17 protein-coding genes are annotated in these 20,906 nt (G+C 46.1%); 12 read left to right on the top strand and 5 right to left on the bottom strand.

Annotated features, from left to right (window positions below):
* Positions 1 to 371: 371 nt before the first annotated feature.
* From EV213_RS18955 to EV213_RS18935, 5 genes are all read left to right on the top strand, one after another.
* Positions 372 to 743: an iron chaperone gene (locus tag EV213_RS18955; protein WP_133582143.1), complete on the top strand. Its 372-nt coding sequence runs from the start codon at positions 372 to 374 to the stop codon at positions 741 to 743.
* A 270-nt stretch (positions 744 to 1,013) separates the two neighbouring features.
* Complete coding sequence (locus tag EV213_RS18950) at positions 1,014 to 2,504, top strand: TIGR02677 family protein (protein WP_243740273.1); 1,491 nt, start codon at positions 1,014 to 1,016, stop codon at positions 2,502 to 2,504.
* Positions 2,504 to 3,664: a TIGR02678 family protein gene (locus tag EV213_RS18945; RefSeq protein WP_133582142.1), complete on the top strand. Its 1,161-nt coding sequence runs from the start codon at positions 2,504 to 2,506 to the stop codon at positions 3,662 to 3,664. Before EV213_RS18950 ends, EV213_RS18945 begins: the two co-directional genes overlap by 1 nt.
* A complete protein-coding gene (locus EV213_RS18940; protein WP_133582141.1) occupies positions 3,661 to 7,797 on the top strand; it encodes a TIGR02680 family protein in 4,137 nt (1,378 codons plus the stop codon). Before EV213_RS18945 ends, EV213_RS18940 begins: the two co-directional genes overlap by 4 nt.
* 17 nt (positions 7,798 to 7,814) lie before the next feature.
* Positions 7,815 to 9,092, top strand: a complete 1,278-nt coding sequence (locus EV213_RS18935) for a TIGR02679 family protein (RefSeq protein ID WP_133582140.1) — start codon at positions 7,815 to 7,817, stop codon at positions 9,090 to 9,092.
* Positions 9,093 to 9,727: 635 nt separating this feature from the next.
* On the opposite strand, the gene EV213_RS20920 is transcribed toward EV213_RS18935, so the two are convergent.
* Positions 9,728 to 9,901 (bottom strand): hypothetical protein, encoded by a 174-nt coding sequence (locus EV213_RS20920; RefSeq protein ID WP_166639420.1) that lies wholly within the window; start codon positions 9,899 to 9,901, stop codon positions 9,728 to 9,730.
* A 601-nt stretch (positions 9,902 to 10,502) separates the two neighbouring features.
* Here EV213_RS20920 and EV213_RS18930 point away from each other — a divergent pair.
* The gene (locus EV213_RS18930; RefSeq protein ID WP_166639419.1) at positions 10,503 to 10,811 is read left to right on the top strand and encodes a GRAM domain-containing protein; all 309 of its coding nucleotides are present in this window, start codon (positions 10,503 to 10,505) and stop codon (positions 10,809 to 10,811) included.
* A 146-nt stretch (positions 10,812 to 10,957) separates the two neighbouring features.
* On the opposite strand, the gene EV213_RS18925 is transcribed toward EV213_RS18930, so the two are convergent.
* From EV213_RS18925 to EV213_RS18910, 4 genes are read right to left on the bottom strand one after another with little or no spacing between them, the layout of a single operon-like run.
* Positions 10,958 to 11,761: an ABC transporter ATP-binding protein gene (locus EV213_RS18925; protein ID WP_133582138.1), complete on the bottom strand. Its 804-nt coding sequence runs from the start codon at positions 11,759 to 11,761 to the stop codon at positions 10,958 to 10,960.
* The gene (locus tag EV213_RS18920) at positions 11,761 to 12,792 is read right to left on the bottom strand and encodes a FecCD family ABC transporter permease (protein WP_133582137.1); all 1,032 of its coding nucleotides are present in this window, start codon (positions 12,790 to 12,792) and stop codon (positions 11,761 to 11,763) included. The genes EV213_RS18925 and EV213_RS18920 overlap by 1 nt, the downstream gene beginning before the upstream one ends.
* Positions 12,789 to 13,832: a FecCD family ABC transporter permease gene (locus tag EV213_RS18915; RefSeq protein WP_133582136.1), complete on the bottom strand. Its 1,044-nt coding sequence runs from the start codon at positions 13,830 to 13,832 to the stop codon at positions 12,789 to 12,791. Before EV213_RS18915 ends, EV213_RS18920 begins: the two co-directional genes overlap by 4 nt.
* Complete coding sequence (locus tag EV213_RS18910; protein WP_133582135.1) at positions 13,825 to 14,922, bottom strand: iron-siderophore ABC transporter substrate-binding protein; 1,098 nt, start codon at positions 14,920 to 14,922, stop codon at positions 13,825 to 13,827. Before EV213_RS18910 ends, EV213_RS18915 begins: the two co-directional genes overlap by 8 nt.
* Positions 14,923 to 15,529: 607 nt before the next feature.
* Between EV213_RS18910 and EV213_RS18905 the strand changes: the two genes are divergently transcribed.
* The 6 genes from EV213_RS18905 (at position 15,530) to EV213_RS18880 (ending at position 20,807) form a co-directional block, all read left to right on the top strand.
* Positions 15,530 to 16,660, top strand: coding sequence for a Rossmann-fold NAD(P)-binding domain-containing protein (locus EV213_RS18905; protein ID WP_133582134.1), 1,131 nt, complete (start codon positions 15,530 to 15,532; stop codon positions 16,658 to 16,660).
* Positions 16,661 to 17,209 carry a hypothetical protein gene (locus EV213_RS18900; protein ID WP_133582133.1) on the top strand — a complete coding sequence of 183 codons (549 nt, stop codon included), beginning with the start codon at positions 16,661 to 16,663 and terminating at the stop codon, positions 17,207 to 17,209. It begins immediately after the preceding gene.
* A gap of 260 nt (positions 17,210 to 17,469) precedes the next feature.
* Complete coding sequence (locus tag EV213_RS18895) at positions 17,470 to 18,168, top strand: response regulator transcription factor (protein WP_133582132.1); 699 nt, start codon at positions 17,470 to 17,472, stop codon at positions 18,166 to 18,168.
* Complete coding sequence (locus EV213_RS18890) at positions 18,165 to 19,136, top strand: sensor histidine kinase (protein ID WP_133582131.1); 972 nt, start codon at positions 18,165 to 18,167, stop codon at positions 19,134 to 19,136. Before EV213_RS18895 ends, EV213_RS18890 begins: the two co-directional genes overlap by 4 nt.
* Before the next feature lie 56 nt (positions 19,137 to 19,192).
* The gene (locus EV213_RS18885; protein WP_133582147.1) at positions 19,193 to 20,137 is read left to right on the top strand and encodes an ABC transporter ATP-binding protein; all 945 of its coding nucleotides are present in this window, start codon (positions 19,193 to 19,195) and stop codon (positions 20,135 to 20,137) included.
* Positions 20,115 to 20,807, top strand: coding sequence for an ABC transporter permease (locus EV213_RS18880; protein ID WP_133582130.1), 693 nt, complete (start codon positions 20,115 to 20,117; stop codon positions 20,805 to 20,807). Before EV213_RS18885 ends, EV213_RS18880 begins: the two co-directional genes overlap by 23 nt.
* Positions 20,808 to 20,906 lie beyond the last annotated feature (99 nt).

Raw genomic sequence — 20,906 nt, 5'->3', positions numbered from 1 at the left:
AGATCACCTTTCGTTCAGGTTCTCCTTTTTTTGCTTTACCCGCGATGAATAAAGAACAGAATTTTATGAAATTATTTATGCAACATTAGTGAGTTTTTATACGAAATTCCTCCCAAGTTTTGCTTCGTAAGCTCCCTTATAAATATGGCAACATGGATATTCTTCATACCACATCACTCCTCTCGACATTCAAAACGCTAACCTAAGGGTTATTCGCACTTTATTTACAATATCCTTCTGTTTTGGATAACTCAGGTGGTGAGCGGCTATTCCATTGGTACCTTGTGTACACATTCATTCAAACTGGCTGTCTCATTTCTACTTTTTTTGATAGTATGAATTTAGAAGAATAAAGCGAAGGAGGAAACCAAATGGAAGAGTTCAAGGAATACTTAGCAGGGGTTGACCACCCAGACCAGCGGGAGCGAATGGAAGAATTGTTTGCTTGGGTGTCAACGACATTTCCACAGCTAGAAAGAAGAGTTGCTTGGAACCAACCAATGTTTACGGATCACGGGACATTTATTATTGGCTTTAGCATGGCCAATCATCATATGTCTGTTGCCCCTGAGCAAGTGGTCATTGATCATTTTTCTGACGACATTGTCCAGGCGGGCTATGATCACACAAAGCAATTGCTTCGTATCAAATGGAAGCTGCCGCTTGATTATTCGTTACTTGAGCAAATCATCGCATTCAATATAAAAGATAAGGCAGACTGTACAACGTTTTGGAGGAAATAAAAGGGATGCAAATGCATTGTTAAAAACCTTCTTTGATGAAAAGCTACTGGATATACACCTAGTGGCTTATTTTTGTGGTCATTTTTTGTGAGTGTGTTTTATAGGTGGCCTTCTGGTAAAGTGGGAAAAGTGTGTGCCACTTTAAAGGCTTCCAAATACATCACGTTGCACAAGAACCACCCTTGCGATACGATGAAATCAACAGCTTTCGGTGATGTCTCTGTTAGACATGTGGTAAGACATCTTAATGAGCATTGAGGGGGACATGGAATGACGGAGCAAATGGTACAAAGGCGTGTACGAGAAGCGACGTATCTTGCTGCAGAGAAGGCGTGGAGTTATCGGGTTATCCTGCGGTTTTGTTTTACGCAGCATGAACGAATGAAACAGTTTCTATACATAGAGGACATAGAGGCATATTTGAAAACCCTTCCTTCGTTTAGTCACTATGACTTAGATGATGTACAGCAGGATGTGCAGCAGCTTGTGCAATGGGGGAATTTGAAGGCGCAGCAAGAGACAGGACGGGTCAACACCGTTGATGAATTTAAAAAGAAACGGTTTCGCTATCAGTGCACACCTTTCACCGTGGAGTTTGAACGGACGCTTGTTCGTATGGAACAACAGGGCGATGAATTTGGTGGATCGTTAGAGCGCTCCCAGTTTCAGCGGTTGTATGAGAAGCTGCAGCTTGTGCAGGATAGTCTGACGTCAACCATTACGGATGAGGAATGTGCGCAACGTTGGGATGATGTGATGATGTATTTCCGGGCGATTACGGAAAATACCTCGGATTATTTTGCTCATATTGACGGTGAACAGGCGAATGAACGGATGCAGCAGGAGGCCTTTCTTGTGTACAAGGATCGCTTTACGTCCTATTTGCGCGATTTTATTCGCTCACTACAACGGATGGGTTTGCATATTCAGTCGCTCCTCAATGAGTTGACTCCTCGGGAGACGACGGCCTTTTTTGAGCAGGTTGCTCGTCATAAAGCCAAGGTGGTCCACTTTGAGGAGACGGATGAGACAGCGGTGTTGCAAGAGTACGCAGAACGCTGGCGCAATTTAGCTGACTGGTTTATCGGATCAGAGACGAGGCAAAGTGAGTTTTCTCTCATCCAAGAACGTACGGCGGAAACGATTCGGCGTGTCACTCGTACGGCTCAGCAGTTAGGTGAGCGAGATCAGCATTTTCGCAGCCGCAAGAAAGATTATCTTCATTTAGCGGAATGGTTTGAAGGATTGACGTCTATGGAAGAGGCGCATCGCCTTTCTGCCGCGGTGTTTGGTGTGTTCCACACGAAACATCTTCAAGCGGAGCCGAAAGTGACGGAAAACATTTATATGGATGTCTGGGAAACGGAAGCATCGGTGCATGAAACGACGCCGCGTATTCGCAATTACGGGGAAAAAACGAAGGCAGGCGCTGTTGAAGAGCACAAGGCTGAAAAAGAGGCGCAACGAGAGGCTTTTCTCGCACAACGGAAGCAGGAGCGGTTGATCGTAGAACGGTATATCAATGGCAATGAAATTCGATTTCGTGATTTGCATACGATCGAGCCGCCTGTGCGAAAGCTGTTTCTTAGCTGGCTCAGCCGGGCGATGATGAAAGAAACGCGTCAAATCAAAACCGAATTTGGACATGACGTTGTCGTGCATATCGATCTCTCTGCTCCGCCCGTCCTATTGACTGCAGAGGATGGTGAGCTCCAGCTCCCAGATGTCGTGTTTAAGTTTAAAGAGGGGGCAGGTTCATAATGGAAGAAAAACCATTTGATGAAAAAGCAGTGTACGCTCTTGCCCTTCTTTTTGAGAATTTTTGGATTCTCCGATCAGACGATCCAGCGGCGTACCAGACAATACGTGAACGGGAGCATGTAGTGAAGCGTTATGTATCTGATAAGTTTGGGTACGATCTTATGGTTCATCAGCATTTTGCCAAGCTGGAGAAAATGCCGGTTGACCCGAAGCCTTGGATGGGAATTCAAGCCTTTCAGGAGCCACTGGATTATGCTATTTTTTGCTGTGGTCTGGCGTTTGCGGAACAAAAATCGGCGGATGAGCAATTTCTCTTGTCAGACCTTGCCGATGATATTGCCACGATGTACCCTGGGGCGATGCCATTGGATTGGACGTTGTTTCAGCATCGTAAGTCGCTTGTCCGGGCATTAAAAATGCTCTCAGAACTGCGCATTCTGCAAGTCGTAGACGGTGATCTAGAAGGGTACGTCCGCAGTGAAGACACGGATGTCCTTTATGAAATCACGGTGTATGCGAGGTATTTTATGCGTTCCTATCCAGAAAATCTCTTCCAATTTCGCTCCATTCAATCGCTGCTTGAGAAGGGATGGGAGAGACATCGTACAGATGAACGTCGCAAACGTGTCTATCGTCAGCTGATGCTCTCGCCTGCGGTCCATCGGTCATCGGGAGACGATGCGGATTTTGCCTACATTCGACAATTCCGCAACCGTCTTCGTGAAGATTTCGAGGAGCATACCCCTTTTACTCTAGAAACGTATAAAAACACTGCTATGTTGGTTTCTCATGACCGTCCCCAAAGGTATACGCTCTTTCCAGGCAATAAGGGCATCATGGATGTATTGCTGCATTTTGCTGCGGTCGTTCGAAGCAAGGTCGAGGAGAATGAAGATATGATCAACGAATTTGGCGATGTGCGTTTGCCGATGGCGGAAGCGACGCAATGGGTGATTGAAACCAAAGAGGTTTACGGTGATGGCTGGAGCAAGGCGTATCGAGAGGCTGGGCAAGCCTCTCTGATGACAGACATCACCAATACGTTAATTGACTGGGAAATGGCTAAGGTAGATGAGGACTACGGCATGGTCGTCCTTCATTCTGCATTCGGTCGCATGTACGGCGTGTATCCAAAAGATTTTGAGGAGGAACACCAATGAGAGCAGAGCAACGTTGGCAGATGAACCGTGCGGGCTTGTTCAATTTTTGGTATTACGACGAAGAAACGTTTGATTTTGCTGATGGCAAGCTGCTGTTGCGCGGAAGCAACGGTTCGGGAAAATCGGTGACAATGCAAAGCCTTCTGCCAGTTCTTCTCGACGGCAGAAAAACGCCAGACCGCCTTGATCCCTTCGGTTCAAAAGCGCGACGGATGGAAGACTACTTGCTTGGAGAGAAGGATGTCGTGAATCGTGACGAGCGAACAGGCTACCTTTTTCTTGAATATAAGCGAAAATCGACCGAGCAGTATATTACGACTGGCATTGGGTTGCAGGCAAAACGGCACAAACCGATGAAATTCTGGGGGTTTGTCATCACAGATAACCGCCGCATCGGTCATCATTTCGAGTTGTATAATGAGACTACTGAAGGTGGAGAACGAAAGAAAATTCCGCTGTCTCGCATCGAGCTTGAGAACCGGATAGCTGACGGCGGTACGGTCGTGCAAACAGCGGAGGAATACAAGAACCTCGTCAACCGTCATATTTTTGGGTTTCAGTCTTCGGAAGCGTTTGACGAACTCATTAAGTTGCTCATTCAAATTCGCAGCCCGAAGCTCTCTAAGGAATATAAGCCGACTGCGATTTATGACATTCTTGAAGCCGCTTTGCCAGCATTGACCGATGACGATTTACGCCATCTGTCCGATACGATTGAACAGATGGATGAAACCCGGCAGCATATGGAGCAGCTGGAACGAGAGCTGTCGGCACTTGGGAAGATTAATCAAAAGTATACACAGTACAATCAACGTCAACTAGCGGATCAGGTCAGCGAGTTTTTGAAGGCAAAGCGTAGGCTTGCAAAGGAAGAACGCGAGCTTGAAGAACTGGCGAACAACCAGTCTTCTTTAGAGCAAGAGATCACCGACCTGACCGCTTCGATCTCAACACTTGACCAGCAGCGTGAAACACTGGAGAAGCAAGAGCATCGCTTACGCTCACACAAGGTATGGCAAATGGAAAAAGAGCTCGCAGAAGAACAACAGCAGCTCAAAGAGAGAAAACATCGCGTTAAACAGCTGCAGCAAAAGGAAGAAGAAAAGCGACGCCAGGAACTTGCAGCGAAGGAACGGATTCGCACTTTGGAGGCAGAAGGCGCGACTGTTGAACACGATGCCGTCCGCCAGCTTGAGGACCTCGAAGGAAGTGCGTTAGAAGCGTCTTTTTCTGGTCATGCGAACAATGCAGCTGCCTACAACAATGACACGGCGTTTGATTTTATGCTCTGGGATCAAGAGGCATCCACTCACCAAGCCTTTCTCTCAGAAGCAGAAGAAGCATTGCGGCTTTTAGAAGATGAAAAAGGAAAAGCGGCAGCAAAGCGACTGGAATTAAATGATGTCCAAATCGCTATGGAGAAGAAACAAGACGATAAAAAGGCCTGGTTAGACACGTTTGATGCAGAAAAAGAAAAGCAAATTGAGCTCATTCGCCAATGGATGGATACGTCCCCGCAGATTCAGAAAGAAGGGGAAGAGGCGTTCCGTCAAAGTACGCGTCATGTGTACCAGCTTTTCGAGGAAGCGGAGTACAACAACGTCCTCCAGCCTTTTCAAAAGGCAATTGAGCCGCTGGTGGATGCCCAAAAAACGACAGTCGCAGAAATGGACGTAGCTCTGAAAGAAAACGGTTTGAAGCAGAATGCGTTGACCGAAGAGCTGAACGCTTGGAAAAAGAAAAAGGATCCAGAGCCGGAACGTTCTCCTGCTGTACGTGCCTCTAGAAGCCGGTTGAAAGACACGGGCACTGCATTTGAGCCGTTATGGGCGACAGTGGAGTTTCAAGACGATGTGCCAGAAGAACACCGCATTCGCATCGAGGCGGCGCTTGAAGACATGGGGATGCTTGATGCCTTGGTTACAGCGACAGATCGAGTGACGGTAGAGCATGATCGCGTTTTGATCCCCAATCCGCAGTTGCTTTCCCATACTCTCGCGGATTATTTAAAACCGTCGTTGCACGCAGACAGTTCCTTGCCTGTTGAACGAGTCGCCAACGTGCTGCAAAGCATCTTGATTGGAGATGAGGGGGGTGGCATAACTTCCATTAGCGAGAGTGGGGCTTACGAAATTGGTCTTGAAAAAGGGCATGCACTCCCGCTTGATCATGTGCGTTTTATTGGGAGAACGGCGAGGGAACGGTACAAGCAACAACAAATCGCTGCACTTCAAAACGATCTGGACTTGTTGGTAGACGAGGCGCGTTCTTTAGATGAGAGAAAGGTGGAGGCAGCTAGCCTTGTCAAACACCTACAGTCCCATCTGTCTCGCTTTCCTTCAGGAAAAGATTTAGTGGAGATTTGGAGACAGCTTGAGAAGGTTCAAATTGAATTGGATCAACTCAACAACCGCATTACTGATCTTGCCAATCAGTCGAGAGCGCTCGATAAAGAGGTGCAAGCGCGACACCAACATATTCAATCGATTACAGAAGACCATGAGATTGAGTTGACCTTTGCAGGGTATCGAGCGGCCAAAGAGGCGATGATCATCTATCTGCGGGAGCTTCAGGAGCTGAAGCGACTCAAGAGCCAGCTAGAAAATGTGAAGCAACGGTCAGCGGATGTTGTCATTCGTTTGGAAGAGCTGATGGAAGATGTCGATGAGTTGAAGGGTGAGCTGAACGAAGAGGAAGATCGTGTGCAGCGAATCAACCTCAATGTGACACAGTTGGAAGAGCAGCTTCAAAAGGCGGGTGCCGACGACATTCGTCGCCAAATCAAGCAGGTCATGACTGACAAAACGTCTACCGAACAATTGTTACAAACGAAGCGAAGTGATTTCAGCAGCAAGGAGACCGAGCTACGCTATTCAAAAACCTCCCTTGGGCAGAAGCAAAAAGATGTCGATTTCTCGCAAAAATTTGCATTGCTTTGGACGGACACTGTTCGTGCGGAAGGCAAACGTGGATTTGTCCTTCCAGAGGAGGATTGGGACGACGTTGATCAGGTCGCAAGAACGATTGGGCAAGCCTTCGGTGAAGCGGCGAAAAAAGACAAGTCCGTCGTTGAAAATCAGCTTACCTCTGCTTTTTACGAGCAGCAGACGACCCTTGTTGAATTTAGGATGCAGCTGTTTCAACACGCTGCTGATATGCCTACGTGGAAAAATGAGGCGCTCACAGAGGAACAGGAAAGGCTGCTCGAGGTGTGGAAAGAGAAAGCGAGCAGACGTATTGTTGAGCTCGACATGCGTGGGCAGCAGGTAAGTCCTTACGTGGTGGAACAAAAAGTAGAAGAACATCGTGAGCAGCAAAAGGATATTTTAGACGAAGCGGATCGTGCGCTCTATGAAGAGATTCTCTTTAAGTCGGTGGGAATGAAGCTCCGCAGCCGAATTCAAAGGGCGGAAAAATGGGCAAAAGACATGGACAAGCTGATGGGCAACCGAAACATCTCCTCTGGCATTGTATTCTCTATTCGCTGGCGTCCGAGAACAGCGGATGTGGAAGAGGAAATGGACACGCGTGACTTGGTCCACTTACTGAAGCAAGATGCGAATCTCCTAAAAGAAGAAGATCTCGACCGCATTACGGCTCACTTTCGCTCTAAAATTAACAGAGCTAAGGAATGGATTGAAGAACAGGGAGAAGGGCAGACACTTCTCCAAGTGTTAAAAGAAGTGCTAGACTACCGAAAATGGTTTTCTTTCGAGCTCTCCTTTCAACGGACGAATGAGCCTGTTCGCGAGCTCTCCAATAACCAATTTTTCAAATTCAGTGGGGGAGAAAAGGCACTGGCGATGTACATTCCATTGCTCACCGCGTGTTACTCAAGGTACCAGGAAGCATCAGACCATGCCCCGTACATTATTTCGTTAGATGAAGCGTTTGCTGGTGTGGATGAAAACAATATTCGCGAAATGTTTGAAGTGGTGGAACAGCTTGGTTTCGACTATATTATGAATTCACAAGTGCTCTGGGGCGATTACGATACGGTGTCGGCTTTGTCAGTCTATGAGCTTCTCCGCGCCAAAAACGCACAGTTTGTCTCCTTGCTCCATTATCATTGGAACGGGCATAGGCTCGCAATGAAGGAGGACAGCCCTGCGTTCATCCAGGCGGAAACGTAAGGAGGCAAGATGGAACTATGTTGGAAGAGGCGCTAATCTATTTCAAGAGCAGACCGGGATATGAGACGTTATTTTCCCTCTTTAAAAAAAAGATGGAGTCGCTGGGACGTGTCGGTGGAAGTGTTCCTGTGACAGCATTGACCGGCGATGAACAAAGAGAAGTGGCTGCCTTTTTTGGTATGACTGCCGAGGAATTGAAGCAGAAACGAAATGTCACTTTGTTGTCGTTTGAGAAGAAGCTGCAACAGACACGGTTTGAAGGGATTACGCTGTCTGCTTTGCTCGAAGGGTATTATGGTAAAGCTATCATCTCAATCAAAGAGGCAAAGCAGCAAAAGCTCCTTGAGCAGGAGACGCAATGGCAGCACTGGAAAGCCCTCTACCCGCGTCTTGATTTCTGGTTTAACCGTGTATTGGCAAGAGCGCCGGACAGTTACTGGATCTATCGTCTCCAAGATGAAGGACGTTTGAACACATGGCTACCCAAGCTGGAGAAAGCGGTCACGATGTTCCCGGATGAGCCGACACGCCTACCTGTGTTCAGTCAGAAGGTTACAGGTGATCCACATGCCTTTGATCCAGGGAATGAACTCGGACGATTGCTCATACACGTGTTGCAGACGAATTTGGACGTTTCGCCATCCCGTTCATCAAACACGGAAGACATGAATGATGTGCTAAGTGCCCATTCCCTCGTTCGGGATGACATTGCCAACTTTGTCACTGTCGCAAACATCACAGCCTCCACAAGCAACGGCATTTCGCCATTGTGGGCAGCGGCATGTGAACAACATACTGTTCTGAACATGCCTCTTCGTGAAGTAAACAACGTCACGAGTGCGCGTCCTGCTCATGGTTCATACGTGTGGATCGTGGAAAATTCAGGCGTTTGCGCCAGTTTGTTAGATGAAGTACCTGAAGCGCCCCTCGTTTGTACACATGGCCAGTTTAAGCTCACGGCGCTCCGTCTGTTGGATCTTCTCGTGGCAACCGGCACACAACTGATTTACGGAGGAGACTGCGATCCAGAGGGTCTGCTTATGGCAGAGCGCCTCTTTCAGCGCTATCCCGGGCAAGTGTCTTTTTGGAAGATGGATGAAGCGTCCTATCGTCACTCGCTGTCAGGAGTCCAGGTAAGTGACGAACGCTTGAAAAAGCTGGACGCCTTACATCATCCCATGCTTTCGCAAGTGGCAAGCACGATGAGTGATTTGCGTGTAGCGGGATACCAAGAAGCCGTGCTGCCGGAGTTAATTCTTGAGTTAAAAGAATACATGGGGAGTGCGTTTGAATAAAGGTAAAACGATGAAAGTGTGTTTCCCTACCGAACTTCATTTGATACGAAACCATGACCACATATAGAAATAAAATAGGGCTACCCTAAACGTCATTTTTGTGACTTAGGCTAGCCCTATTTTTGTTTTATTGATTGTATCAAATCTAGTCCCCAATTTGGCATGGATCTGTCCTCACTCATTAAATGACCATTTTCTATAGTAGCAAACATCTCTCCATGTCTTCTTCATGAACCTACTGTTCGTTCTTTCTCAATCCGACCATCGGGGTATTCACGAACAAGGTAATTATCTTTTGCGTAAACAATGTAGGTATTATTCATTTTCGCACCTTTCATCTGGCAGGCACACTTAGATATCACTGAGTAAACCTACAATTTATTGTTGGGATTGCTTTTTAAACATACAAGCTACCATACGCTTGCTTTCACCCTAAAGGGGTTCAAGTGCATCATCGACTCAAAAAGACTTCGTCGTGATGTCTTTGCCGCGGGAGTCTCGCTATTGGCATCTTTTAATGATGTGATATGGATTGAAAAGGGACTCATTTAGTGATTTAACTAGAGTTCATTTCGTTACAAAGAAAGAGGGGATCTATTAGAATTACAGGATTGTGAGCATTGGCACTTTTATATTTACTGAATACAGCAGGCGTTGTTTTGAAGTAGTGAATTAATGGATCTTACCTTGCTTCCACTCAAGCACAGCCAGCGTTCAAGGTCTCTACGAAAGGAGTCCACCGCTTCATCAATTTGCAATAGCTGATACAACTTTTCATGAAACGATGCGCTTACTTGTCTTGTTCGCAAAAGTAAAACGCCTAAACAAGTTTTTCTCTCCGTTATACGAGACCGGGACAAAATAAAAACAAACCCCGCAGAAACAAAACATTAGCGAAGTCAAAATACGTAGACTCCTGCGGGAACAGCGCGAGCTGAAGATCCCGCAGGAAAGCTTGCTTTCCGAGGAAGCTGAAGCCGTGCCCGCGGAAAGCGAAGTGTTTTGACGAAGCGGTAAATGATTTATGGTGTAGAAGTCCGCTTCGTTATTAAAAGACGATCTTTTGAAAATACAGGTATTTACACAAGTTTTCAAGATGGCAATTAACCTATCTCACCTTGCTTCAACTCAGGCACAGCAAACATTACAAGTGTTTTTTGCTCTGCGAAAGTTGAGTGACATAGTAAAGAGTGAAAACTTTATTTTTCTTTGCTCCATAACAGCCTAAATAGTCTACTCCAAACAAAAAAGTATACCGAATCTATTGTCCGGTGCACCAATATGATGGATGAGTCGTCGTATTTCTTCTTCTAAACTCTCTATATATGTTTGACTTTTCCACTTATGGGAAAATTGTCATTAGGGAGTATTCGTACTTCACCATTTCCTATAAAACGTTTGGAGGTCTGTATGGTACAAAGACAAGAGGAAAACATTCATTTTAACATTGGCGCAAACTTGCAAAGAGGCATTGAAGCGGTAGGTGGAATGCTGAGGGTTTCAGAGGAGCGGCTGTTTTTCCAGCCGCACAGATTTAACATTCAAAAGAAAGAGTTAGAGGTGCCTATGCATCAAATTGCACGCACCGAGAAAGCAAAATCGTTTGGGTTTATTCCAAACCGGCTGAAGATCATTGAGCATGATGGTACGCAGCATACTTTTATTATTGGAAGACGAGATGAAATGATAGCGTTTATTGAGTCCAATCGAGGCGAATAAAGGATATGAGAAGGATCTCAAGTTTCAACAAAAGCTTCTTCACAATGGTTCCACGTGAATCATTCCAACATTTTCAATTGCACACAAAACAGCGCCGACGAAACGTTTACACAACTGTGGACGATTTTTAGTCGGCGCTATTTGTGTCACTGCATCACATGGTGCCTGCCCTTAGGTACGACAAACGGGGTGCCCGAAACAGGGTCCTCGATCACAGTACAATCAAGCCCGAAAATGTTGTTAATCAACGTGCTTGTTATGATCTGAGAAGGTTTTCCTTCGGCCATTAACCTGCCTTGATGGAGCGCAAAGATGTAGTCTGCATACCGTGCGGACAGGTTAATATCATGTAGCACCATCACGATCGTTGTGCCGTGTTTGCGGTTCAGATCTGTGAGCAAATCAAGGATGTCGATCTGATAGGTAATGTCTAAAAAGGTTGTTGGTTCATCGAGAAATAAAATATCCGTTTGCTGGGCTAATGCCATCGCGATCCAGACGCGCTGTCGTTGACCACCGGAAAGCTCATCAATGTGAAGATTGGCGAGCTCTGCAATGTTCATCATGTCCAGCGCTTCAGCAACAGCCTCGGTGTCCTTTTTTGTCCACGTCCCGAACATGGATTGGTGAGGAAACCTTCCTCGTCCCACCAAATCGGCGACAGAGATCCCTTCTGGAACAATAGGGGACTGCGGAAGCAGCCCTAAGACGCGAGCCAATTGCTTTGGTGGCAGGCTTCTGATGGGCTGTCCATCAAGGGTGATGTCTCCAGATGTCGGCTTTATAAGCTTTGCCATCGTTTTCAATAGCGTCGATTTCCCACAGGCGTTGGCCCCTATCATTACACTGATTTTATGGCTAGGAATTTCAAGGCTAACGTCGTGAATCACTGTTTTATGATCATAGCCTGCGACGATATTTTCGGCTTTGAATACATGGGTAGGTTTCATTATAACTGTCCCTTTCGATTCATTCGAATTAGCAAGAAAAGCAAATAGGGTGCACCAAGAATGCCGGTAATGATGCCAACGGGATATCTGACCTCAAAAGCAAACTGTCCGACGAGATCTGCGGCCAACACAAGATTCACACCAACGAGACCAGCAGGAAGGACATTTGAAAAACCAACGCCTACCAATCGTTTTGCGATCGGACCTGCTAGAAAAGCAACAAACGCAATAGGGCCTGTGGTCGCTGTTGCTAAAGCAATCATCACAACGGAGCTTACAATTAGTATGATTCTCGTTCTGTCTGTATTCACTCCGAGTGAAGCGGCTGATTGTTCGCCAAGCTCCAGTAAACTGAGATCCTTTGAAAGAAAAAGAATGATAGGCACGCAGATAAGGACAGAGATTGCGAGTGGTGGAAGCTCGTCCATTTGAGAGCCGTTGAGACTGCCACTAAGCCAGCGAATGGCTGAAGGAATGTCTTGTTCTGCGCCTACCAATAACAGGTAGGAAATCGCGGCATTCAGCATCGCTTGTATGCCAATTCCGACAAGAATTAGACGTCCGACCGAAAATGGCTTTCGCTTAGATAATACATAAATCAGGACAACTGTGATGAGTCCAGCGATCACTGAAGCAATGGAGACAACCGTATTGCTTGCCTGGAGGATGATGATGCAAAAGACCGCAGCTGCGCTTGAACCAGCCGTGATGCCGATGACATTCGGGTTCGCCAATGGATTTCGTAGCATTGTCTGGAAGGTGTTACCCGCTATCCCGAAAGCAAATCCAGCAAGAAGCCCTGCCACCATACGTGGTAACCTGATCGTGTTGACGGCAAAGGTGGCTCCTTTCATCTCTTCTCCAGTAAGCACTCGAACAACATCCTGCACGGGATAAATGGTGTTTCCTAACATAAGCATGGCGCCGCAAAGCACGACTGCGAAAAAACTTAGGACGCTTGTGACAAGCACCCACCTACGGCGTCTTTGACGTCTGCCTGTTTGAATGAATTCAATTGTAGCATTTTTCATAATGAACGCACTTTCGATCTCATCGCGATGATGATTAGGATAGGAGCGCCTATAAAGGCTGTAACAACGCCGACTTCAAGTTCTCCAGGGCTACCAATGAGCCGACCACTGACATCAGATAACGTCAAAATGATGGCTCCAGACATCGCCGACATCGGAATAATGTAGCGTTGATTTGGACCGAGGAGGAGTCGTATAACGTGAGTGGACAACAGACCGACAAAACCAATTGGTCCTGCGAGCGCGGTCGTCGCTCCGCACAAAATAACGCCTGCTAGGGCCGCAATTAGCCTTAATGTTCCGGTGCGAACCCCAAGACCTGACGCAAATTCATCTCCTAAGGCTAATGCATTCAGTGCGGGTGCAGTAAGAATGCCAACTAGAATGCCGGTCACCAAAAATGGTGCAAACGTTGCCATATCGCTCCAATTGGCGGAACCGACACTGCCGACCTGCCAAAATCGAAATTGATCCATGACGTAAGAACGCGGAATCATAATGGCGACAACGAGGGAAGACAGGGCTGCGGTGGTCGCAGCTCCAGCCAACACAAGCTTAAGAGGCGTAGCCCCGCCACGCCCCATTGAGCCAATGCCAAAAACGAAAAGGGCAGTGAGCACCGCCCCAGCTAAGGCTAGCCAGATATACTGACCAGACGTGCTGATGTTTAGAAACGCAATGCCGAAAACGACAAACAATGAGGCACCTGTATTCACACCTAAGATGCTTGGGTCTGCGATTGGGTTGCGCGTAACGGCCTGCATCAATGCGCCAGAAACGCCAAGCGCAGCCCCGCAACATAAGCTGAAGACGGTGCGGGAGATGCGCTTGCGAACGATATTGGCTTCATACGTATCGACGTTGCTATAAAACAAACCGTCCATTAAATCATTGAAGCGTACCGTACCAGAACCGAGGGTGAATGAGGCAATCACACTAATGCCAAGCAGGATCGAAATAAGAGTCAGAACGAGCTTAAAGTGCTTCGGCACATGGGAAATGTGCGGTTTTCGTTGTTCAGAAGCGACTGATTTACTCATTGACCTTACTGCTAGCTTCGCCTAACAATTCTAGGTATTCGTCAATCGTATAGGCAATGGAAAGTGGGTTCGGAGTGCCTGAGGCCGCTAGTGGTGTACCATCCCCGATAAAGACAACGGAACCTCTTTGAATGGCTGGAATCTTTCCAAGCAGCGGATCAGCCTTTACAGCCTCATATAAACTGTCATCCCCATAGCCAATTAAGACGTCTGCATCAAAAAGGGCTTCGGCATTTTCAGCACTTAAACTTAACGAATAGCTCGTCGGGTCTGTGATTTGCGATGTCACACTTTCAGGATATTCGAAGCCTAGCTCAATCAAAAAGGCGCCACGAGGATCTGCAGGTGTGTAAATGTGTAGCTTCGACATATCGGTCGACGAGAAGTTCACCCAAACGACCTTTTTCCCTTGAATCTCAGGAAACTCGCTCGCTTTTTCTTGAACAAGGGCTTCAGTGTCTTGAATGAGCTGTTCGCCCTCGGCCTCCATGCCCATTCCTTTTGCGTTCATAAGGACTTGTTCACGCCATGTTGTCGCCCAAGGAGCTGTTGGATAAGCGACGACTGGAGCGATTTCAGTAAGAAGGTCATAGTCTTCCTGTGTAATTCCTGAGTATGAAGCTAAAATAACATCAGGATCAGAATCGGAAATAGCCTCAAAATCAAGTCCATCTGTATCTTGGAAAATGTTAGGGGTCTCTGCGCCGAGCTCATCAAGCTTTTCAGCGGTCCAAGGCAAAAGGCCACTGTCATCTTGAACGCCAAAGTTCGCTGCTGAGAAGCCAACAGGAACGACGCCAAGTGCTAGGGCAACATCATGGTTTGCCCATTGAACCGTCGCCACGCGTTCTGGCTTGCTTTCAATCACGGTTTCGCCAAAGGCATGCTCAATGACGATAGGGTAATCAGAGCCTTCCTCCTCTGAAGCGTCCGTTTCTTCTTCTGGTGCGTCCGTGCTAGCCGAATCACTTGCTGTTTGCGTCGGCTCAGGGGTGGTGCTTGATGATTCAGAGGAACAACCAACAAGTGCGATCATAAAAACAGCGAACAGGAGAACTGCTCGTAATACATTGCTGCGTATTGTGTTCATTTTGCATGACCTTCCTTTTTATGTAAGATTTTAGATGTATGATTGTACAGATCAAATCACTATGAAGAGGAATTTTTGGGAAATTCTTTTATTTGTGATAATGATTATCATTTTCACATTTTATAATCTCTTTGAATGGATGTCAATGGAAAATTAAAAAGAGCCAATGCGGTCTATCGCTTGTTAAGAGAGTTTTACTACAACAAAATAAAATCGGTGGCTATATCAGTTAAGTACTTGTTGGTTCCAACGTATTGGCTAGTTATTCATCTACGTTGTAAAGTCTATTATTCTAATTACCTGGTTCATCACCACAACACGGGGATGACATAAATACGAGCAGTCATACGCTCGACTCAGAAGTACCTCTCGTCGTGATTTCTTTGCCGCGGAAGTCTCTCTAGTGACCGCTGGCTTTTAGAAGATTCCTTTTTGCACCTTCGCTTGTCCCTCAACAGATTAGATCTTATACAAAGCGATGTAATTATTCGTTGCGAGATGTACGAATGTTGCGCCAGTCAACCCCGACTTTTGGGTAAGGGCCAATTACCTGTTAAAAATGGAATTTTTTTATTCCTCGTGATATGACTTATTGAGGAGGGTAGTCATGAATCATATACTTGCGGAACATAAAGACAACCAAATGCTTGTATGGCATTGGCTTGTAAATGCTTACGGATCAATCCTTCTAGCGTTTATCGGTATAGGGCTTGCAACACTACCGGTATATCTTTTTTGGAATGGATTTACTGGTTGGGGTGTATTTGCTTCAGTAGGTTTAATTGGAACCGTCATTATCTTTCGAATCATTATTAATCATTATCAGCGGTTGCTTTGGTATAACCGACATCAAAATCATTTTGTACTAACTGAAACTCAACTAACTTATGATGTGAAAGATTTCAAGGACAGGAAAGTCTATACGGGGACAATCGCATTGTCAGATGTGGAATGCTGCGATGTGATGATCTATTTATCCTACGCGTACTACACCTATTATGAGGGATACTACAAAAAAGGTCCTTTTCATCGACTAGTACCATGTTTGTTGCTTCAAACGAAACAAGGAATTTCTATTCCGGTGTATCTAAAAGATTACGAAGCCATAGATCAGTGGCTTACTGTGTTTCACAATACAAATATCCCTATTTATATGAACCGCACTGTAGCCACAGAGGAGCACTTACAAGAATTGAAGAACATTGCAAATACAGATGAAAAAGAAAATGTTCCTGTTGACCTCCCTTTCGCAGAAATTTACGACTCTCTTAACCAAAAATGGATTAAAGAAGAGGAAGAAAGAGCAAAAAGTGTGGTGGAAGAGCTGGTAGCGCCAAAGACGAAATTCAGACCGACAATATTTGGTGTTATTGCAATTTTGTTGATTCCAACAATTTGCTCGGCTTTCCTTCACTCTTGGCTCCAGATTTCTGGTTGGCTCGCCGTTTTTCACGTTTTCTTTTATGCTGCCGGGTATGTCGCATTTACTTACAATTTGAAGGTATGTCGTTTTTGGACGTCGTGTTTATATATCCCTATGGCATTTGTCATTAGTGTTATTGCTTTAGCGCAGTTTGTAGATACAACTAGCGAAACATTTGCCTCCGTTTCAACTGTAATTGCGCAAGGGTTATATCTTATTTTAATTTGGTTTTTGTATAAAATTGCGCGTAAGCTCCGTGAGAAGTATCCTTCTTCCCACCATCAAGATCGACGTAAAAGAAGGAGGGTTGTTTAGATGACCATCCCAGTACAAGCGTTTTTTCCATTTTGGATCTCATGCTTTTCTGTCATTATGGCGGCAATAGCACTGATTAGTTTAATTGCGGGAAAGTACCCTCCCCGAATTGTGTGGAAGAACACGCTCAAAACATTTGCTGCTGTTTTTATTTTGTTTACAGGCATCCACGCATTACATACGTATTCAGATCATTATTCACAATGGCAAGCGATTAAAAAAATGGAGCGACACTTTACTGAGTTCGATGAAGCACGTAACAATTTATCTGAAATGCAGCATTTATTCGCACAAGTCTCCTCCTTTTCTGATGATTATCATTTTGATCACTTCGTCTACGTTGGGAACTTTAATGAAACATTTGATTTTGAAGGTCAACTGAAAGTTACGATGTATGATAACAAGGATGAAATTTTAGAGGTGCAAATCTTTGATGTGAAAATAGACGCAGGTGCAAAATTTTATCTTGATCAGTTTTCAACCCCAACGAAGGCTGCTAGTTTCCAATGGGAATGGAGGACACCAGGAAAACCTTGGATAGGTAAATAGAGAATAATAAGCAGTATCTTTGTCTTTCTAATTCTTGTCTTTCAGAGGTCATCATAGAATGGTAAAGGTTGAATCAAAAACCCAAAAGCGCAGGCCGATTGAGTGTCGATCATCCTGTGCTTTTCTTATGTTCTAGTTTGTATGCCCTAGAGACATCAGTCTAAGAGGGAATCGAGTTGTAGCTATTGAGCAATGTCTCTTATTTCCTCATGCTATAATGCAAATATATCCAGAACGTTGAATGAGAGGACTGAGATTGTATGGGGCATAGGCTTCTTGTTGTGGAGGATGAGAAGGAAATCCTTCAGCTCGTGCAGGAGCATTTGACGCGGGAAGGGTTTGACGTGGTGTGCGCCAGGGATGGTGAGGAGGGGCTGCGGAAGTTCCATGAAGGCACATTTTCAATGGTGCTGCTCGACATCATGCTGCCTGAAATCAATGGTATCGAGCTTTTGAAAACCATTCGTCAGTCGAGTGCTGTGCCGGTGTTGATTGTATCGGCCAAGGGAAGTGAGCTCGACAAGGCGCTTGGGTTAGGCTTTGGCGCAGATGATTACATCGCCAAGCCTTTTTCGTTTATTGAGTTGACGGCACGTGTCAATGCCGCTATTCGACGGGCGACTGAATACACGAATCGTATGGACGGACAGGCAAAACGCCATTTGGAGTATCGCGGGCTACGGCTCGATGTAGATGCGTTTATGGCTGTGAAGGAAGGACGTTCAATCAAATTGACTGCGAAAGAATTTGCCCTTTTACAGCTGTTAATGGAACATCCGAAGCAGGTGTTTACGAAGGCGCAGCTTTACCAGCATGCGTGGAACGATACCTATTATGGCGATGAAAATGTCATCAATGTCCACATCCGGCGGTTGAGGGAAAAGGTCGAAACGGACCCGTCTAACCCCGAGTTGATCAAAACGGTGTGGGGCATCGGTTACACGATGGGGGCGTCATGACGACGGTGCTTCTTAGCGTTGCTGTCGGTGTGTTGCTCTTGATTTGCCTAAAGCAGTTCTTTGACCGCCGTAGATGGAAATCGGATGTAAAGGCTGTCCATGCTTCCCTTGACCATATTCTTACACAAGAGACGCGTGAGAAGGTGTTCTCGCAGACGGACGAAACAGAACTCCAGCGCCTGCTAGCAGCCATTAATACATTGCTTGATGAGAACCAACGTGTTCAGGCAGCCTCCAACAAGACACGGCTCGAACAACGAAAAATGCTATCGAACATTTCTCATGATTTGAAAACGCCATTGACGGTGATGCTCGGTTATCTGGAAAAGCTGGAGCAACAGCCTTTATTGGCACGCGATGAGCGCGAACGCACGCTGTCCCAGCTGCATCAAAAAACGTTGACCTTGATCAAGCAGGTGAATGCTTTTTTTGATTTTTCCAAGCTAGAGGCAGGGGATGTGGACGTGCCCATGAGCCGTATCCATCTCAATGAGGTTTGCCGGCAAGCTGTGTTGGAGCACTATGCCATTGTTCAATCAAAAGGGCTAGCAGTTGAGCTCGATCTCACTGATGAGCCGATCCACATTTATGCCAATGAAGAAGCGTTTCAGCGAGTTCTTGGCAATTTGTTGACCAATGCAATCCGCTACGGTGCTGATGGCAAGGTGCTGGGACTAAAGCTGTACGTACATGAAGGGCAAGCCTTGATTGAAGTTTGGGACAAAGGTCGGGGCATTCCTGAAACCGAGCAAGACAATGTGTTTAACCGGATGTACACGTTGGATGATGCACGTCATGCGTCCTTTGAAGGCAGTGGGCTCGGGTTAAGCATCACCAAGCAACTCGTAGAAATGATGGGAGGCCACATTGTCATTCGGAGCATCCCCTATGAGAAAACCACCTTTCGCTGCACGTTCAATCAACTCCCTGAAGTTAAGAATTTTGTAAGAAATGCGCAAGAAAAATGACAGGGGGACGGTATAAGCTAAAGCTGAAGGGAGAGAACAGAGTGGAACAGCTTACAATGAACGTGCGTGAAGTAACCAAGGTGCTACACGGCACTGAAGTGATATCAAATGTATCGATGGACTTGAGGCGAGGGGAGATTTACGGCTTGATTGGGCATAACGGGGCCGGAAAAACGATGCTGATGAAGCTCATTACGAATCTCGTAAAGCCGACCACAGGAACGATTGAGCTTTTCGGTGAACCGCTGCTGGAGTCTTCTTATCTATTTTTGAGACGACTAGGGACAATGATTGAGTATCCGGTCTTTTATGATAGAAAAACCGCCTTTGAAAACTTGCAATTGTGTTGTGCCTATAGTGGCTACCATGAGGCAAATGCTGTCGACACTGCGCTTGAATGGGTGCAGCTGACTACAGTGAAACATAAGCCCGTGCATACGTTTTCGCTCGGTATGAAGCAACGGCTCGGGATTGCAAGAGCGATTATGACAAAGCCCGAGCTGCTCCTCTTGGATGAGCCAATGAACGGGCTTGATCCATCTGGCATTCGAGAGATGAGAGATCTCTTTAAGATGCTGGCAAACGATTACGGCACGACGTTGTTGCTTTCTAGCCATATGCTGAGTGAAGTGGAGCAAGTCGCAGATCGTGTCGGTTTAATGAAGAATGGACGACTGCTTGAAGAAAAGTCAATGGATACGATTCGTAGCAAGCACACCGAATTTATTGAGCTCTTGACGCCTGATGTTAAACAGGCGTGCTTCGTATTAGAGGATCAACTCGACCTGTTTAATGTGAAACATATCGGTGAGCGAACCATTCGAATTTACGGTTCCGTAAAAAGCCAGAGCGAAATTGCTCGAGTTCTGCTAAGTTACGGCATTGAGATTGAATCCATCAGCAAAAAGTACAAAACGTTGGATGAATATTACCACCAGGCGCTTCAAGTGGACAATGTAGCGAGGGAGGACATGGACGATGTTTCGGGTACTAAAGCTTGAACTAAAAAAAGATAGCGTGTCGTGGTACTGGAAAGGTGCCGTCATTGCCAATCTACTCATCGTTAGCATGCTCACCTTTATTTTGTACATGGAAAGGATGGAAGGGAGTCAGGTCGTCCGTGATATGGAGGAGTTGTTCTTTATTGGGGGCACCATCGTGCGAGCAGTGTTCATCGTCTTTGCCGCTGTTCTGCTGGCAAAGCTCATCATTGAAGAATACAAGAACAAAACGATGGCACTACAATTCCTATTTCCTATTGAACGAAAAAAGCTTCTGTCTGCGAAGCTGCTGATCGTGTTTTCATTTACGTTAACGTCCATCCTTCTCTCCGAATTGTTTGTCACAGCAGTGATGTGGGGCGTAAACGGGTATTTCCACTTTGTTGAACATACCGTCACAACGGCCATGCTAACAGAAAAAATTTCAACGAGTCTCACGCTCGCTTTTGCAGCGGCGGGAACGAGTCTCGTGCCATTATACTTTGGGATGCGTCGCCTATCTGTGCCTGTGACCATCGTGTCGTCACTTGTGATCGTCTCGTTGATCAGCTCTCACAACCCAACCTTTTCGCTCGCTAGCATTGTGTACATTCCAATAGCGTTTGCCGTCATTGGCATCGCCATCTCCCTGCTATCGATTCGGAATGTCAACCGGATGGATGTTCTCTGATTGTAGGAGTATCAATAAAAAAGAAGACTGCGATGTCCAGAAGAGGACGCGCAGTTTTCTTTTATTGTCCTTTTGTACCCTTTAATCAAATGGAAGGAC

The sequence above is a fragment of the Aureibacillus halotolerans genome, from assembly GCF_004363045.1.
Lineage (GTDB): Bacteria > Bacillota > Bacilli > Bacillales > DSM-28697 > Aureibacillus > Aureibacillus halotolerans.
This window is presented reverse-complemented; position numbering and strand designations above follow the sequence as displayed.

Coding starts and splice junctions, on each gene's coding strand:
- EV213_RS18955 (WP_133582143.1), top strand. CDS start 372: ATGGAAGAGTTCAAGGAATACTTAGCAGGGGTTGACCACCCAGACCAG.
- EV213_RS18950 (WP_243740273.1), top strand. CDS start 1,014: ATGACGGAGCAAATGGTACAAAGGCGTGTACGAGAAGCGACGTATCTT.
- EV213_RS18945 (WP_133582142.1), top strand. CDS start 2,504: ATGGAAGAAAAACCATTTGATGAAAAAGCAGTGTACGCTCTTGCCCTT.
- EV213_RS18940 (WP_133582141.1), top strand. CDS start 3,661: ATGAGAGCAGAGCAACGTTGGCAGATGAACCGTGCGGGCTTGTTCAAT.
- EV213_RS18935 (WP_133582140.1), top strand. CDS start 7,815: ATGTTGGAAGAGGCGCTAATCTATTTCAAGAGCAGACCGGGATATGAG.
- EV213_RS18930 (WP_166639419.1), top strand. CDS start 10,503: ATGGTACAAAGACAAGAGGAAAACATTCATTTTAACATTGGCGCAAAC.
- EV213_RS18925 (WP_133582138.1), bottom strand. CDS start 11,761: ATGAAACCTACCCATGTATTCAAAGCCGAAAATATCGTCGCAGGCTAT.
- EV213_RS18920 (WP_133582137.1), bottom strand. CDS start 12,792: ATGAAAAATGCTACAATTGAATTCATTCAAACAGGCAGACGTCAAAGA.
- EV213_RS18915 (WP_133582136.1), bottom strand. CDS start 13,832: ATGAGTAAATCAGTCGCTTCTGAACAACGAAAACCGCACATTTCCCAT.
- EV213_RS18910 (WP_133582135.1), bottom strand. CDS start 14,922: ATGAACACAATACGCAGCAATGTATTACGAGCAGTTCTCCTGTTCGCT.
- EV213_RS18905 (WP_133582134.1), top strand. CDS start 15,530: ATGAATCATATACTTGCGGAACATAAAGACAACCAAATGCTTGTATGG.
- EV213_RS18900 (WP_133582133.1), top strand. CDS start 16,661: ATGACCATCCCAGTACAAGCGTTTTTTCCATTTTGGATCTCATGCTTT.
- EV213_RS18895 (WP_133582132.1), top strand. CDS start 17,470: ATGGGGCATAGGCTTCTTGTTGTGGAGGATGAGAAGGAAATCCTTCAG.
- EV213_RS18890 (WP_133582131.1), top strand. CDS start 18,165: ATGACGACGGTGCTTCTTAGCGTTGCTGTCGGTGTGTTGCTCTTGATT.
- EV213_RS18885 (WP_133582147.1), top strand. CDS start 19,193: ATGAACGTGCGTGAAGTAACCAAGGTGCTACACGGCACTGAAGTGATA.
- EV213_RS18880 (WP_133582130.1), top strand. CDS start 20,115: ATGTTTCGGGTACTAAAGCTTGAACTAAAAAAAGATAGCGTGTCGTGG.